This is a genomic window from Pseudoduganella sp. GW821-FHT12E03 (assembly GCF_058807115.1).
Window position 1 is genome coordinate 126,842 of record NZ_JBXAQJ010000006.1, and the last position, 14,519, is coordinate 141,360.

Sequence of the window (14,519 nt, forward strand, 5' to 3'; positions counted from 1 at the left end):
ACCACAAGGAGCAGCATCATGGACGACCGCACTCCCCCCAAAACCGCCACCAAAGCCGCCCGCAAATCTGCCGACAGGTCCGCAGACAGGTCTACAGGCAAGCGCGGCTTTGCCGCAATGGATGCCGAGCAGCAGCGCGCCATTGCCAGCCGAGGCGGCCAGGCCGCGCACCAGAAAGGCACGGCCCATGAATTCAATTCCGAAGAAGCGCGCCGCGCCGGCCAAAAAGGCGGCGAAGCGGTCAGCCGCGACCGCGCCCATATGTCGGCCATCGGCCGCAAAGGCGGTGAAAGCCGGCAGTCCGCCACCCGCCTGAACAAGCAACAGGCCGATATGTCCCAGGTCACCCAAATGGCAAACCAGGACAACGAGCCTTGAGCGGCTGCGCCGACATCACTTTTTTAGTTGCGGCATGAGTCACGGCATGCCGCCATCTTGTATCGCTGTGATGCACGCATTGATGCATGGATGTGACATTTTTTAACGACTCTTACTGACAAATATCAACGCCGTCTATAATGGATTGGATTGCCAAACCGACACTTCGGAAAGGATGTGCCATGTCCACAGCGATTCCGTACGACGACCTGCAATCCGCTTTCAACTTTGTCTCCGCCGGCGCGCCCTACGAGCGCAATGCGTACATCGCCAAGGACACGGGCGAAGTCTTCCATGCCGCGCAAATCTACGATGCCTATAAGCGGATCCCGCCCGATGTCGATGACAGCGAGCGCTACTGGTCGGTGCCGCACCGGCAAGACCTCGACCTGGGCGGCCACCTGGAATTGAAATTCGTGGAGGAACACATTCCCGCCCAGTTCGCTATTGCCGAAGAATTCTTTCACCGGCGCGGGGCCCACGCAAAATTCCACGACCTGGTGGAAAAAGAAGGCAAGCAGGCACTGTGGCGCCAGTATGAGCATGACGCCACCGAACTGGCCCTGCGCAAATGGGCCACGGAAGAGGGTTTGGCGCTGGCCTGAATGGCGTGGGGCGCCGTGCCCTTGCGTGCGGGGCCGATGCTTAGCCGGGCACGCCGACAATCACGCTGGACGCCTTGAACAGCGCGGTGACCGCCATTCCTTCTTTCAAGCCCAGTGATTCGCTGCCTTCCAGGCTCAACGACGCGCCCAGCACACCGCCACCCGGCAGCGTGATGCTGACGTCGGCATTGACTTCGCCCACCACCAGCCGTGTGATCACGCCGTCCAGCTGGTTGCGCGCCGACACCCTGGCGGCGTCAAGCGCGGTGGCGATGATGACGGACGATGCCTTGACCAGCGCAAACGCATCGCCCCCCACCCGCAAGCCCAAGCCGTCCGTGCTGTCGCGCGTGATGATGGCCACCAGGCGCTGGCCGCCCACGATATCAAGCGTGACTTCATCATTGACGGACCCGCGCTTGATGGACGAGACGGTGCCGGAAAACTGATTGCGCGCGCTGGTTTTCATTTTCATGGTCTGGATCAGCAGGAAATCATCCGCCAGCGCATGCGACTGGCGGCTCAGGTGTTGAATAAACATGCGGTGTTCGCGCTCGATCAGGCGGAAGTTTTCCACCAGTTGCGCACCGCGCGGGGTCAGCCGGGTACCGCCGCCGCCTTTGCCGCCCGTCAGGCGCTCCACCAGCGGTTCGCCCGCCAGGTTGTTCATGCCTTCAATCGCATCCCATGCGCCCTTGTAGCTCATGTGCACGGCCTTGGCCGCCTGGGTGATCGAGCCATGACTGGCAATCGCGGCCAGCAAGGCCACACGGTCGGAGCCACCCAGTTGCTGGCCACCCACCGTCATCCAGACCTTGCCTTCCAGTGCCAGTTCCTTATTGTCATCCGCCATGGCACACCTCCACATCCTGTTCGCTGGCGATAACGCCATCCATCATCGTCAATACGTGACCACCGAATACATTGGCGTCCTCGGGGTCATGGGTAATCATCAGCATGGGAATCCGCAAGCGGCGCTGCAGCGCGTCCAGTTCGGCGCGCATGCGCACGCGCAGCGCCGGGTCCAATGCCGCGAATGGCTCATCGAGCAACAGCGCCTGCGGCTCTTCAATCAGCGCGCGCGCCAGCGCCACGCGCTGCCGCTGGCCGCCCGACAGCTGGGCCGGATACTGGTGCGCCACCGGGCGCAATTCAAACGCGTCAAGCCAATAGTCGAGCTTTGCATCGGCCGCCCGCGCGGACGGATTGAACCAGCCCTTTTTCAATCCAAAAATAACATTCTGCCGCACGTTCAAATGGGGGAACAGCGCGTAATCCTGGAACAGGTAGCCGACCTGGCGCTGCTGCACCGGGACGTCGATGCGCGCGGCGCGGTCGTACAGGCGCCGCCCGTTCAGGGCGATATGGCCGCTGTCCGGCGCCACCAACCCGGCAATGGCTTTCAATAACATGCTCTTGCCGGCGCCGGATGCGCCATAAATCACAATGCGGTCACAGGCCGACACCAGCCTGGCTTTCAGGCGGAACGTGCGCTCGCCGGCACGCAGGGTTTTCGCAATATCGACGTCTATCAACATGATTTACAAGCTGCGGTTGGGAGTGAGTTTGTTGGCCAGCACCAGCACCACCACGCAGGTGACCGACGTGATGATGACCAGCAGATTCGCGGTATCGTCCTGACCGGCCTGCACGGCTTCGTACACGGCAATCGACAGGGTCTGGGTTTTACCGGGTATCGAGCCGGCCACCATCAGGGTGGCGCCAAACTCCCCCATGGAACGGGCAAACGCCAGCAAGGTGCCGGCCAGCACGCCGCGCCAGGCCAGCGGCAGGGTTACGCGCAGGAACACGCCGACGGGTGAAATGCCCAGCACACGGGCCGCGTCTTCCAGTTGCGGATCGACGGTCTCAAAGGCGGAGCGGGCCGCCTTCAACACCAGGGGAAAGGCCACCACGGCGGCGGCCAGTACGGCGGCTTGCCACGTAAAAATCAGGTTGATGCCGAAATGCTGCTGCAGCCAGTGGCCAACCGGGCCGTTGCGGCCAATGATCACGAGTAAATAATAGCCCAGCACGGTGGGCGGCATCACCATCGGCAAGGTCAGCAGGGCATCGAGCGTATCGCGCCCCCAAAAGCGAAAACGCGCCAGCACATAGCCGAGCGCGACGCCGAACACGATGTCCAGCAAGGTGGCCCATCCGGCCACCTTCAATGACAGCGCCAGCGCGATCCACGCCGGCTGCCAGATTTCATTCATGGATGAACCCTGCCAAGCCGCGCGCGGCGCAAGCCGGCCGTGCAAGGCGCAGCAGGGTTTTCAAGGTTTGCATCAGGGTTTGCCGAAGCCATATTTGGCCAGGGTCGCCTGCCCCGCCGTGGAATGCACATACGCGAGGAATTTCGTGGCGCCCGCCGCGTTGGGCGCGGTGCGGATCGCGGCAATCGGGTACGTCACCGGCGTGGCGCTCGGCACCGGCAACGCCACTTTGACCTTGTCCTTTTGCGCGCCGACATCGGTCACGTAGACAAAGCCCGCATCGACTTCACCGCGCGCCACATAGTCGAGGCTCTGGCGCACCGAGGCGCCAAAGATCAGCTTGGGTTCCACGGCAGCCCACAGCCCCGCTTTGTCCAGCGCTTCCTTCGCATAGCGGCCAATCGGCACACCGGCCGGATTACCCATCGTGATTTTTGCCACGGCCGGCAATTTCAAATCCGCCAGGCTCTTGATGGGCAACGTGCTGTTGACCGGCACAATCAGCACCAGGCTGTTGCTGACGAAATTCTTGCGGCTGCCCTGCGCCAGCAATTGCTGCGCTTCGGCTTTATCCATCGCGTCCTGGTCGGCGGAAGCAAACACGTCGACCGGCGCGCCCTTGGCGATTTGCTGCACCAGCGCATCGGACGCGGCAAAGTTCAGCAACACCTTGTCGCCCGGGTTGGCGGCTTCGAACGCTTGCGACAACTCCTTGAAGGCATTGGTCAGGCTGGCGGCGGCGGACACGGTAATGTCAGCAGCCATTGCCGGCACGGCGGCGCACCAGGCGAACATGCCGGCAATCGCGGCGCGGCACAGTTGATTCAGCATCGGACGTCCCTCATCAAGTGATCGATGTACGCAATATACTGAATTATATAGCGAGCGGTATGCCTCTGTACCACGCAGCATTATTTATTACCGTATATAACGCGATCGAACGCCCGCTACTGCGGCTCGATGACGAGGCCGCCGGCCAGCAAGGGCTTGCGCAAGATCTGGTACACATCGATATCGAAGTCCCCGCGCGGCACCTTGCGCCGCCGGCCCTTGGGCTTGATACCGAGGTAGCACCAGCGGTCCACCAGATGCACCTGGCGCAGCCCTTCCGATTCTTCGACGATGCCGATCGCGCCGTCATAGGGCCAGCGCGCCACCTGCCACGCGGCCAACGCTTCGTGCAGGCGCAGGCGATGGGCTTCATGGCTCTCGGCGCCGGCGCAGGCGCCCCGGCAACGGCCGATCTGGTGCGCAAAGCACGCCCTGCCGCGCGCGTTTTTTTCCAGGCCCAGCAGCGCCGGACACAGGCCGTGCAATTGCACCAGGTCGCGCAGCGCCTCCTGCGCCGCCTGGCGGCTGCCGAACAAGCCGAACAGGTGGTCCGTCGCGGCAAAATCCTGTTCTCGGCCAAACACCAGTTGCAGCGCGGTGTGGTCCGAGGGTAGCAGGTAGCCGCACATTTCCCGCGTGCGGCGCAACTTTTGATTAAAAACCGGCTGCAATTGCTTGATCAATTGCGCTTCGCGCAGCAGCGCACCGATTTCACCGCCGGTGCGCTCGAAATCAATGCGGGTGGTGCGCGCCAGCATGGACATTTCATCCGGCGTGCGCAAATGGCTCAAGACGCGGGTGCGGATGTTGACGCTTTTGCCAACATAGATCACCACCCCCGCGGCGTCGCGGAACATATAAATGCCCGGCTGCGGCGGCAGCGCGTCGAGGCTGGCGCGGTCGATGTGGGACGGATAACTGAACGACAAGGCGGGATCACTGCGGACAAGCAGTCCCACTGAATTGACATGGGTACGCATCGCGCCATCATATGGTACATTTCCGCTCTTGTCCCGCAGAAATCTCTTGGCACCACACATCATGCAGCCCCTGAAATACCTGAGCGCCTATTCCGACCAAACCCAGCAACAAGTCCGCCTGCTGATGGACCAGGGGCGCCTGGGTACAACGTTATTGAAACGCTATCCTGCCGCGCACGACGTCCGCAATGACAAGGCGCTGTACCAGTATGTGCAAGACTTGCGCGATGAATTCCTGCGCAACGCGGCGCCAATCGACAAAGTCATGTACGACAGCAAAATCCACGTGATCAACCACGCGCTGGGCTTGCACACGTCGATTTCCCGCATCCAGGGCGGCAAGCTGAAGGCCAAGCATGAAATCCGCGTCGGCACCCTGTTCCGCGATGCCCCGGCGGAATTCCTGCGCATGATCGCCGTGCACGAACTGGCGCACGTGAAGGAAAAGCAGCACGACAAGGCGTTTTACAAGCTGTGCACGTACATGGAACCGAATTACCACCAGTATGAATTCGATGTGCGGCTGTACCTGACGGCGCTGGAATCGGAAGGGAAGAAATTGTGGGGCGCCTGACCTGCCGGCGCGCCCCGCTGCACTGCGCCTAGCGGCTGATGAAGCGCTTCAGCAACGCCGCCGGCGCGCTTTCCACCATCATCAATTCCGCATGCTGCGGCTTGATAAAGCCCTGCTCGCTGGCATGGCCGATGAACGCCACCAGGCTGTCATAAAAGCCGTCGACGTTCAGCACGCCGACCGGCTTGGCGTGGAAGCCCAGTTGCGACCACGTCAGCATTTCAAACAATTCTTCCAGCGTCCCCATGCCTCCCGGCATGGCAATGAAACCGTCGGCCAATTGCGCCATCATGGCTTTGCGCTCGTGCATGTCCTTGACGACAAACTGGCGCGTCAAGCCCGGATGCCCCTGTTCACGCTCAACCAGCGCGGTCGGGATCACGCCGGTGACTTCGCCCCCCAGGCGCAAGACTTCATCGGCAATCACGCCCATCAGCCCCACCTTGCCGCCGCCATACACCAGCGACAGGTTGGCTTCCACCAGCGCGCGCGCCAGCAGGCGCGCTTCTTCCGCATAGCGGGGAGACGCGCCAGGGTTGGCGCCGCAATAGACACAGATCGATTTCAATTGCTGCAAGTTACTCGTCCTCTAACTCGGATTTGGCCAGTTCCACGTCCAGCCGTTCGTTGGCGTCCGCCGCTTCGTGTGCGGCCGCCTTCTCATACAAACCGACAGCTTCGTCCATTTTCTTCTTGCCGTCCAGCATGACGAGCGCATTCGCATATTCGATATGCGTGATAGCACTTTCCGGATTCAGCTCCGCCGCCTTCTTGAACAGCTTGTAGCCCTCATCCTTTTTCGCGCCATACGTCAAGCCGGCAATCATCGAACCGACCTTGTCGACGATTTCCGCGTGGTAGCTTCCCAGCGCGATATGCGCGTCGGCGTGCTTGGGCGCCAGCTTGATGGCGGTATCCAGGCTGTTTTTGACTTTCGCGCCGATGCCCTGCGACAGCGCCTTGACCACGGAAATGCCCTGGGCATAGCGGCCCAGCGCATACGCGTGCCAGTAAAAACCGGCCGCGTTCTTCGGCTGTTCTTCCTGTTGCTGTTCGCAGCGCTCCGCCACTTCCAGGTACAGGGCCAGTTTTTTCTTGTCGCTCTTTTCCAGGTAATTGGCATAGATGCAGGTGGCGCGGTTCGCCACCGAGTAACCATCCCCCCCTTGCGCCAGGCCCAGTTCGGCGGCTTTTTCAAAGTCGCCCGCGTGGTAAGCGATCCACGCCTGCACCAGTTCCGGATTCGACGGGAACGCTTCCGCATCGTTGGCGTGCAGCCGCGCCCAGGCCTTCTTCAGGCTGGCGGCGGTATAAACATAAGCGTCGTCCGCGTAAGGGAATTTGGTCCATGCCATTGTGCTTCTCCTAGGTGAGTTTTTTTAAGTATTCTTCAGACAACTTTTGGAACAGCAATTGCGTTTCGCCCCGCAGGTACGGACCGATTTGCGACAGCACTTGATAGCAGCCGCGGGCCAGTGCATCGGCCATCGATTGCTGTTCCGTATATTTGCGCGGATTGCGCACGTATTCGTACGACAGCCAGTACGTGGCCACCACCACCATATTGGTCGCCATGGCATCGATTTGCGCATCCGATGCATCGAGCGACTGTTCGCTGCGCAAGTCTTCGCACAATTGCTTGGCGACTTTGATCTTGTGCGCGAGGATCTGTTTGAAATGGAGTTCCAGTTTTCGGTTACGCGACAATAAATCATTCAAGTCGCGGTAAAAGAAACGGTAGCGCCAGATCAATTCAAACATCAGGTGCAAATACAGCCACACGTCTTCAATATTGGAGCGGCGCCCATCCGGCACTTGCAATATCCGTTCAATTTCACCTTCGAACTGCGTGAAAATCGAATTAACAATATCGTCCTTATTACGGAAGTGATAATAAAGATTGCCCGGCGAGATATTCATTTCTTCCGCAATCACAGTGGTCGTGATATTGGGTTCGCCGAATTCGTTAAATAAGCGAAGGGATAATTCAAGAATACGTTCGCGTGTGCGTCGTGGTGCTTTCTGTTGCATGGTGGCCGTTATGTGTTTTTCTTCATGCAAGGATAACACTGAAGCATCGCTTTCCGTAATGCTCACTGCTGCGCTTCCACGCCGTGCACCACCCGCAAGTAACGCTCCAGATCGGCCAGCGCGGCATCGAGTTCCAGCAGGGACTTGCGTGGCGGCGTATCGCTGACCAAACGAAGACTTTTATCCTGCAAGACAGATTCCCGCAAACGCATGCCGTGGCGGGCCAGTTTCGGGGCCAGGTTGTGGCGCTGTTGCCACAAAGCTTGCCGGGTATGCTGATAGGCCTGTTCGCACGTGTACCGCCGGTTGTTGTAGCTGAACATGGCGGTAAAGAACAGTTCGGCATCGGTTTCGCTGGGCTGGAACAACAGGATATCGACGTTCGGATGGCTGACCTGATAGCTGGCCAGGCCGGTTTCCAGGCGCGAATGCAAGATCGAGCGGATGGTTTGCGACAGCACGTCAATCAGGCCGCCATTGACCAGCTTGCCGGCGCCGGCCTTGAAGCGGGCGTTATACGGCACGATGGGATTGACCAGCAACAGCAATTCCACGCCCTCTTCCAGGGCAATCGACGAGTGCATGGTTTTGCGCAATGCGCCATCGACGAAATGGTGGCCATTGATTTCCACTGGCGGGAATAGCCCGGGCACGGCGGCACTGGCTTGCACGGCAGTGGAAATCGGCGTGCTGTCCCAGCCGGTTTCGCCAAAACGCACGGCTTTACCGGTATCGAGGTCGGTGGCGACAATCACGAGTTTGCGGCCCAGCTTGCGGAAATCATTGGTGCGGCCGGCCTGGCTGTAGACGGATTCCAGGTAGCGGCCCAGTGAATCGGCCGATAAAAACCCGGCTGGCAACGCTTCTTTCATGCGCTCGAACGACCCGGCCAGGCTCTTGCGGTTGCGCGCATAGTGCACCAGGCTGCTGGCCAGCAGGCGCGGCACGGTGCGGGCGCGCTTGGCCAGTTCGCGCAGCGCCGGGCGCAGCAACGTTTCCGGGCGGAACAGCAAGGCCCCTTCCGCCGCTTCCACGTCGCTTTCCACGAACAGCCGGCACATCTGGTGCGGCGTGACGCCATTGGCCAGCGCCGACGTAATCACCGCGCCAGCGCTGACACCGACATAAATGTCGGCCTTGTTCAAATCCAGTCCTTCGACGGCTTCCGCAATCGCGGCCAGCGCACCGATTTCATACACCACGGCCAGCGGACCGCCGCCGGCCAGCGCCAGCCCGACTTTCACGGGGGGCTTTGTCTCGTTATCTTTGTGTTCTGCAGCCATGTAAATCCATTAATGCCAATGAAGAAGCGGCCAAAAAAGCGAAAGGCCTGCACGCGGCAGGCCTGAAGCAAATTCCCTCGGACCCGGCCCGCAAGCGGGCCGGGGGAGGAGGACCGAGGGAACTTGTCAACCGGCCTGATTAAGCGGCTTCTTTCTTGGCGGCTTCGCTCACGGAAGCGGCGGTCGGGAAGGCGATCGCGGCAGCTTTAGGCGCGGCAGCGGCTTTCGGCGCGGCGGCTTTCTTGGCAGCAGGCTTGCGGGCTACGGTTTTCTTTGGCGCGGCTTCGGCTTTTTCAGCTTTTGGTGCGGCGGCTTTTTTGGCGGCTGGCTTCTTGGCAGCGGCTGGCTTGGCGGCGGCTTTGGCAGCTGGTTTAGCAGCTGGTTTAGCGGCGGCAACCACGATTTTCTTGCCGGTCAGCTCTTCCACTGCTTTGGTCAGAGCTTGAACGCGCAGGTTCAGTTCTTGCACGTCTTTCTGGGTTGGAACACCGATGGTGCCCAGCGCGCGGGAAACGCGGTCTTCGAACACTTGTTCCAGTTTGTCCCACGAACCGGCGGCTTGCTTACCGACGCCGCTGACAGTGTCGCGTACTTCCGATACTTTATCTTCGGCCAGATCACGGGTACGCTTTTGCAACGCGGTGCCTTCCTTGACCAGCTTGGCGAACACGCGGCCGCCTTCTTCCTGAGCTTTAGCGAATGCGCCCAAGCCAGCTTGCCAGATTTGTTGTGCGGAATTACGCACGGCGCTTGCCAGTTGTTTGTCGTCTGCTGCCAGGGATTTCAGTTTCTTAGCCATAGTAAGCTCCTAAAGAGTCTTTCGTTTAATCGGATCGTTCCTTGCGATGAAAACATTTTAGGGGTCATTTCTAGAGATGGGCTTCTAATGGGGTAGAGTATGCGTTCTAATGATCAGTGCAACAGTGCTTGCCAATTGTTGCCTATCCTGTAATGATTGCCGGGTTGTCGATACTTAAAGAATAAAGGAGAGACTTAATGCAATACTTTGTTACCGGAGCGACGGGTTTTATCGGCAAACGCCTGGTCAGGAAACTGCTGGAAAAGAAAGGCAGCGTCGTCTATTTCCTGATGCGTGAAAGCAGCAGCGACAAGCTGCCGGCGCTCTACGAATACTGGGGCGTCAGCAAAACGCGTGCTATTCCCGTATTCGGCGACTTGCGCAGTCCAAAATTGGGTGTCTCTAAAGACGACATCAAGCTGTTGTCTAAAAATATAGATCATTTTTATCACCTGGCGGCCATTTATGACATGCTGGCGGACGCCGACGAGCAAATTGCCGTCAATGTCGAAGGCACCCGCAATACGGTGGAATTCGCCAATGCGATCCAGGCCGGCATCCTGCACCACGTGAGTTCGATTGCCGCCGCCGGCATGTTCGAAGGCATTTTCCGCGAAGACATGTTTGACGAAGCGGAAAACCTCGACCATCCGTATTTCGCCACCAAGCACGAATCCGAAAAAATCGTCCGCCAGGAAACCAAAGGCGCGTGGCGCGTGTATCGCCCCGGCATGGTGGTGGGCGATTCGAAAACCGGCGAGATGGATAAAATCGACGGTCCGTATTACTTCTTCAAGCTGATCCAGCGTATCCGCCAGTTGCTGCCGCCATGGATGCCGACCGTCGGGATCGAAGGGGGCCGCATCAATATCGTGCCGGTCGATTACGTGGTCAACGCGATGCACCACATTTCGCACCAGCCGGACCTCGATGGCCGCGCGTTCCACCTGACCGACCCGGAACCGCTGCGCGTGGGCGAAGTTCTCAATATCTTCTGCCGCGCGGCGCACGCGCCGACCATGAGCATCCGCATCAACGCGGCGCTGTTCGGCTTCGTGCCGAAATCCATCAAGAAAGGCGTGATGGCCCTGACGCCGGTGCGCCGCGTGCGCGACGCCGTCATGAAAGACCTGGGCTTGCCGCCGGATTTGATGAACTTCATCAATTACCCGACCCGTTTCGACAACCGCGACACGGCCAAGGCGCTGAAAGGCACCGGCATCACCTGCCCTTCGCTCGACAGCTACGCCGCGCCGGTATGGGATTACTGGGAACGCAACCTGGACCCGGACCTGTTCATCGACCACACGCTGCGCGGCCAGGTGGCCGGCAAGGTGGTGCTGGTGACTGGTGGTTCGTCCGGCATCGGCCTGGCTGCCGCCCATAAACTGGCGGAAGCCGGCGCGATCACAATCATTTGCGGGCGCGACGAAGCCAAGCTGGCCGAAGCCAAGAAGGAAGTGGAAGACCGCGGCTTCGAGCTGATCACGTATCCGGCCGACCTGTCCGACATGGCCGACATCGACCGCTTCGCCAAGGTGCTGCTGGAAAACCATGGCGGCGTTGATGTGCTGGTCAACAATGCCGGCCGTTCGATCCGCCGCGCCATCGAAGCGTCGTATGACCGCTTCCACGACTTCGAACGCACCATGCAGCTCAATTACTTCGGCGCACTGCGTTTGACGATGGCGCTGATGCCGTCCATGACGGCCAAGAAACGCGGCCACGTGATCAACATTTCGTCGATCGGCGTGCTGACCAACGCACCACGCTTCTCGGCCTATGTCGCATCGAAAGCCGCACTGGACGCCTGGACCCGCTGCGCCTCGTCCGAGCTGCAGGATTTGGGCATCAAGTTCACCACCATCAACATGCCGCTGGTGCGCACGCCAATGATCGCGCCGACCAAGATCTACCAGAACGTGCCGACCCTGTCGCCGGAAGAAGCAGGCGACCTGATTGCCGAAGCCATCGTGTGGAAACCCGTCCGCATCGCCACCCGCGTCGGCATCTTCGGCCAGGTGCTGCATGCGCTGATGCCACGTGTGGCGCAGATCGTGCTGAACACCACGTTCCGCATGTTCCCGGACTCGGAAGCCGCCAAAGGCGCCGACGGCAAGAAAGCGCCACAAATGTCGTCGGAACAGATCGCCATGCAGCAGTTGCTGCGCGGGGTGCATTTCTAAGCTTCGCAGCTTAAGAGTTGGCCTGCCAACGCCGGCGCCAGGGGGTCCTGGGCCGGCGTTTTTTTATTCTGTGCTGAACTCGGGACAGCTGGAGATCAGCTTTGCGCCACAGCTGGTCATGTCGTTTTCAAACGCGATGGCGCGTCCGTCCATCTGGTGCCGCGCATCGCCGCTGATGATGGTGCAGCCATTGTGGCCCGGTATTGGACAACTGCACAGATCGCCAATGCAGGCTACCGGGCGGCCAAGTACTGTTAGGTGTTCCGCTGCGCAGGTTATGACCTTGCCGCCGTGGGAGGTTGTGTCACCCAGCCTGATTACGTTGCGCATTATCCCTCCCCTGCCGGCCTGGCAAATACGATCGTGGCGCCGGTGCTATCGGCCCGCATATGAATCACGGCGCTGACGCCGCCGGTCTTATGCGAAGCCAGCGCACCGAGCACCAGTTGTAGCGGCAACGTTGCGACGCCAGCATCCCCCAGGCGCCGCCCCATCTCCGTAAAACTGGCGATATCGGACGTATCGATTTCCGGCCCGCCTTGCGCAGCATACTGGTGCAGCATGCCATGCAGCGCCAGCAGTTGCCGTTCATTGTTGCCGGTAGCGGCAATGACACGCGTCGGGCCGGCATTGCGCACCGATTCCGGCAGCGTTTGCAATGCTTCGCGCCATCCATTCATCAGCAGTTCCAGACGGTGGTCGTTACGTGTAATGGCGTGACCTTGCTCGTCCGTGAATGCGATATGCACTGGACGCTGGATCAGCGCCAGCGTCGGCAACCGGTCAAAAAGCGCCAATTGCGTGCGGGTCCATGCCACTGGCAGCCATGGGCCCGGTTTCCAGGCAAACGGAGAGTCGTTATCCCATGCTTTCATATTGGACGGCCCTATGCCGTCGTAGCGCTGTGGATCACGGGCCAACAACGCAGCGGTAGCCAGCCAGTCCGCCGCCACAGGCATGCTGCCTTCACCCGTACAATCCGCCGGCAAACTGGCCTGCAACGCCCTGGTGGTCGTCACGCGCAGGTAATCGTCGTTCGGATCGTCCCACACATGTTCCCGCAACGCGGCAACACGGTCGCGCCTGCCCAGCACCAGTACCACGACGGCATCGGGGATGGCTGGCAAGTGGTAGCCGTCCGCAGCCAAGTCCCCTGCCGCTTTGCCACGCCCGCGTTCGCGCCGGGCCAGGCTGTTATCGGCGAACACCACTACGTAGGGCAGCTCCGGATATTGATCGAATAACGCGAAGGCGTGCTCGAGGACGCGCTCGGGCCCGATGTCCTGGTATTCGGCGATGGCAAACCTATGCTGCGCCATCACTGCCGGCAGTTGGAACACGTTGACGTCGCTAGTCCCGGGCACCACTTGCAGCAGTGGCGCCACCCAATAAATCGGCGTCTCCCGCACCACGCGCACGAAAACTTCGTCAGCCTGCCTGGTGCTGGCTTCCAGCTTTTGGATGGCGGACCAGGGGTAGTGTTTCGGATCCTGGTTACGCACGGTCGTATACGCATCGCCTTGCTGCAATGCTTGCCACAAGGCGTCATGCCGCAAATGATCGAAGACGGCGCCAAGGCCCAGCACTTCGAGCGTGAATTCGCGGTGGTTCTTCTCGTTTTTCGTTTGCTGCTCCTTCTGGCGCTGCTGTTGTTCCGCATGTCTTGCGGCTTCACGCACCTTGTCTTCAGCCTGGCGAGCAAGGCGGGCCATCGTGGCGGCCACCACCAGCAGGAAGAACAGCATGACGCCGATGACACCAGCGCCGCTGGCGGCAGCACTGTCCCCTAGTTGGATATCGCGCAAGAACAAAGCAGCCGCCAGAAAAGTGAGCAGGCATAAACTGTTGACGATGGTCTTCCAGGGGCGGGGATAAGGGTGATGAGCAGCCGGAGTGTCATTGGTCGAAGCCATTTTGCGTTCCTCCAGACTTCATGCACTCGTACGTGGCTTGGGCAAGAGCATCAGCGTGGTGAATGTCAGCAAGAGCGCCAATGCCGAGCTTAGGAATGGCGCCACGTCAGCCAAACTAAAAACAAGAAATTCTTCCGTCTGCATGGCGAGCCAGACCCAGGCTCCGACAAGCGCCATAGTGCCGATGCACAGGGCAATGAATTTACTGTTGCGCCAATTCTGGAGCTTATATAGGTCATAGGCGAGCGAAGCAATGACGAAGATCGCCAGGACCGGGGGGCCATAAGTAAGCAATACGAAAACCACGCCCACTGCGAGCATCAGCAACACCAATATCGCGCCCACTGGCGTATGGGCCGCATGCCCCACATCCGCTAAATCTTCGCTGAACAGCTTGAATAAGAGGACTGCGACGATGATCGGCCCTGCGGCAGAGACTCCCGCAAGTAGGGCCGCCCATTGCCGGTGAGTACCTGAATAATCGGGCACGTGCGAGTCGGCATATCTGGTCCAGCCAAAGCGTGCAATTTTGAACAGCAATTTCAGCAGGTAGGTTTTCACGGCATGAGCTCCTTGTTGATCGTCGATGATGCAGGCGGAGGTTCCTGAAATGCACTTCCACAAAAGGCTGATACAACAGAGTGAAGGTTTACTACTGCCGAGCTGCCTGATAAATGAGCTCACGGCTTGAGGGGCTCGGAAGGACCGGTAACCGGGGGA

17 protein-coding genes are annotated in these 14,519 nt (G+C 59.9%); 4 read left to right on the forward strand and 13 right to left on the reverse strand.

Going from position 1 to position 14,519, the window contains the following annotated elements; translation table 11 throughout:
- Nucleotides 1-18: 18 nt before the first annotated feature.
- Together AC1RRC_RS16630 and AC1RRC_RS16635 are read left to right on the forward strand one after the other, a co-directional pair.
- Entirely contained in the window at nt 19-378 is a 360-nt protein-coding gene (locus tag AC1RRC_RS16630; protein ID WP_493056626.1) for a KGG domain-containing protein, read from the forward strand.
- Between the two features lie 182 nt (nt 379-560).
- Nucleotides 561-983: a hypothetical protein gene (locus AC1RRC_RS16635; protein ID WP_493056627.1), complete on the forward strand. Its 423-nt coding sequence runs from the start codon at nt 561-563 to the stop codon at nt 981-983.
- Nucleotides 984-1,023: 40 nt separating this feature from the next.
- Here AC1RRC_RS16635 and AC1RRC_RS16640 read toward each other — a convergent pair whose 3' ends face one another.
- The 5 genes from AC1RRC_RS16640 to AC1RRC_RS16660 form a co-directional block, all read right to left on the reverse strand.
- Nucleotides 1,024-1,836 (reverse strand): TOBE domain-containing protein, encoded by an 813-nt coding sequence (locus AC1RRC_RS16640; RefSeq protein WP_493056628.1) that lies wholly within the window; start codon nt 1,834-1,836, stop codon nt 1,024-1,026.
- Nucleotides 1,826-2,521, reverse strand: coding sequence for an ABC transporter ATP-binding protein (locus tag AC1RRC_RS16645; protein ID WP_493056629.1), 696 nt, complete (start codon nt 2,519-2,521; stop codon nt 1,826-1,828). Before AC1RRC_RS16645 ends, AC1RRC_RS16640 begins: the two co-directional genes overlap by 11 nt.
- 3 nt (nt 2,522-2,524) lie before the next feature.
- On the reverse strand, nt 2,525-3,202 hold the full coding sequence (modB, locus tag AC1RRC_RS16650; RefSeq protein WP_493056630.1) for a molybdate ABC transporter permease subunit: 678 nt from the start codon (nt 3,200-3,202) through the stop codon (nt 2,525-2,527).
- Between the two features lie 72 nt (nt 3,203-3,274).
- Complete coding sequence (gene modA, locus AC1RRC_RS16655) at nt 3,275-4,033, reverse strand: molybdate ABC transporter substrate-binding protein (RefSeq protein WP_493056631.1); 759 nt, start codon at nt 4,031-4,033, stop codon at nt 3,275-3,277.
- Between the two features lie 116 nt (nt 4,034-4,149).
- A complete protein-coding gene (locus AC1RRC_RS16660) occupies nt 4,150-5,013 on the reverse strand; it encodes an endonuclease (protein WP_493056632.1) in 864 nt (287 codons plus the stop codon).
- Between the two features lie 61 nt (nt 5,014-5,074).
- On the opposite strand from AC1RRC_RS16660, the gene AC1RRC_RS16665 reads away from it, so the two are divergent.
- The gene (locus AC1RRC_RS16665) at nt 5,075-5,587 is read left to right on the forward strand and encodes a YgjP-like metallopeptidase domain-containing protein (RefSeq protein WP_493056633.1); all 513 of its coding nucleotides are present in this window, start codon (nt 5,075-5,077) and stop codon (nt 5,585-5,587) included.
- Between the two features lie 28 nt (nt 5,588-5,615).
- On the opposite strand, the gene AC1RRC_RS16670 is transcribed toward AC1RRC_RS16665, so the two are convergent.
- The 5 genes from AC1RRC_RS16670 to AC1RRC_RS16690 form a co-directional block, all read right to left on the reverse strand.
- Nucleotides 5,616-6,155: an LOG family protein gene (locus tag AC1RRC_RS16670; protein WP_493056926.1), complete on the reverse strand. Its 540-nt coding sequence runs from the start codon at nt 6,153-6,155 to the stop codon at nt 5,616-5,618.
- A 10-nt stretch (nt 6,156-6,165) separates the two neighbouring features.
- Nucleotides 6,166-6,942, reverse strand: a complete 777-nt coding sequence (locus AC1RRC_RS16675; protein ID WP_493056634.1) for a hypothetical protein — start codon at nt 6,940-6,942, stop codon at nt 6,166-6,168.
- Nucleotides 6,943-6,952: 10 nt separating this feature from the next.
- Entirely contained in the window at nt 6,953-7,618 is a 666-nt protein-coding gene (locus AC1RRC_RS16680; protein ID WP_493056636.1) for a TetR/AcrR family transcriptional regulator, read from the reverse strand.
- 62 nt (nt 7,619-7,680) lie between these two features.
- A complete protein-coding gene (locus tag AC1RRC_RS16685) occupies nt 7,681-8,901 on the reverse strand; it encodes a patatin-like phospholipase family protein (RefSeq protein ID WP_493056637.1) in 1,221 nt (406 codons plus the stop codon).
- 139 nt (nt 8,902-9,040) lie between these two features.
- A complete protein-coding gene (locus tag AC1RRC_RS16690) occupies nt 9,041-9,700 on the reverse strand; it encodes a phasin family protein (RefSeq protein ID WP_493056638.1) in 660 nt (219 codons plus the stop codon).
- A gap of 197 nt (nt 9,701-9,897) precedes the next feature.
- Between AC1RRC_RS16690 and AC1RRC_RS16695 the strand changes: the two genes are divergently transcribed.
- Nucleotides 9,898-11,886, forward strand: coding sequence for an SDR family oxidoreductase (locus AC1RRC_RS16695; RefSeq protein ID WP_493056639.1), 1,989 nt, complete (start codon nt 9,898-9,900; stop codon nt 11,884-11,886).
- A gap of 63 nt (nt 11,887-11,949) precedes the next feature.
- Here AC1RRC_RS16695 and AC1RRC_RS16700 read toward each other — a convergent pair whose 3' ends face one another.
- From AC1RRC_RS16700 to AC1RRC_RS16710, 3 genes are read right to left on the reverse strand one after another with little or no spacing between them, the layout of a single operon-like run.
- Entirely contained in the window at nt 11,950-12,216 is a 267-nt protein-coding gene (locus tag AC1RRC_RS16700; protein WP_493056640.1) for a PAAR domain-containing protein, read from the reverse strand.
- Nucleotides 12,216-13,799, reverse strand: coding sequence for a type VI lipase adapter Tla3 domain-containing protein (locus AC1RRC_RS16705; protein WP_493056641.1), 1,584 nt, complete (start codon nt 13,797-13,799; stop codon nt 12,216-12,218). Before AC1RRC_RS16705 ends, AC1RRC_RS16700 begins: the two co-directional genes overlap by 1 nt.
- Before the next feature lie 18 nt (nt 13,800-13,817).
- On the reverse strand, nt 13,818-14,360 hold the full coding sequence (locus tag AC1RRC_RS16710; protein ID WP_493056642.1) for a hypothetical protein: 543 nt from the start codon (nt 14,358-14,360) through the stop codon (nt 13,818-13,820).
- Between the last annotated feature and the right edge of the window lie 159 nt (nt 14,361-14,519).

Coding starts and splice junctions, on each gene's coding strand:
- AC1RRC_RS16630 (WP_493056626.1), top strand. CDS start 19: ATGGACGACCGCACTCCCCCCAAAACCGCCACCAAAGCCGCCCGCAAA.
- AC1RRC_RS16635 (WP_493056627.1), top strand. CDS start 561: ATGTCCACAGCGATTCCGTACGACGACCTGCAATCCGCTTTCAACTTT.
- AC1RRC_RS16640 (WP_493056628.1), bottom strand. CDS start 1,836: ATGGCGGATGACAATAAGGAACTGGCACTGGAAGGCAAGGTCTGGATG.
- AC1RRC_RS16645 (WP_493056629.1), bottom strand. CDS start 2,521: ATGTTGATAGACGTCGATATTGCGAAAACCCTGCGTGCCGGCGAGCGC.
- modB (WP_493056630.1), bottom strand. CDS start 3,202: ATGAATGAAATCTGGCAGCCGGCGTGGATCGCGCTGGCGCTGTCATTG.
- modA (WP_493056631.1), bottom strand. CDS start 4,033: ATGCTGAATCAACTGTGCCGCGCCGCGATTGCCGGCATGTTCGCCTGG.
- AC1RRC_RS16660 (WP_493056632.1), bottom strand. CDS start 5,013: ATGCGTACCCATGTCAATTCAGTGGGACTGCTTGTCCGCAGTGATCCC.
- AC1RRC_RS16665 (WP_493056633.1), top strand. CDS start 5,075: ATGCAGCCCCTGAAATACCTGAGCGCCTATTCCGACCAAACCCAGCAA.
- AC1RRC_RS16675 (WP_493056634.1), bottom strand. CDS start 6,942: ATGGCATGGACCAAATTCCCTTACGCGGACGACGCTTATGTTTATACC.
- AC1RRC_RS16680 (WP_493056636.1), bottom strand. CDS start 7,618: ATGCAACAGAAAGCACCACGACGCACACGCGAACGTATTCTTGAATTA.
- AC1RRC_RS16685 (WP_493056637.1), bottom strand. CDS start 8,901: ATGGCTGCAGAACACAAAGATAACGAGACAAAGCCCCCCGTGAAAGTC.
- AC1RRC_RS16690 (WP_493056638.1), bottom strand. CDS start 9,700: ATGGCTAAGAAACTGAAATCCCTGGCAGCAGACGACAAACAACTGGCA.
- AC1RRC_RS16695 (WP_493056639.1), top strand. CDS start 9,898: ATGCAATACTTTGTTACCGGAGCGACGGGTTTTATCGGCAAACGCCTG.
- AC1RRC_RS16700 (WP_493056640.1), bottom strand. CDS start 12,216: ATGCGCAACGTAATCAGGCTGGGTGACACAACCTCCCACGGCGGCAAG.
- AC1RRC_RS16705 (WP_493056641.1), bottom strand. CDS start 13,799: ATGGCTTCGACCAATGACACTCCGGCTGCTCATCACCCTTATCCCCGC.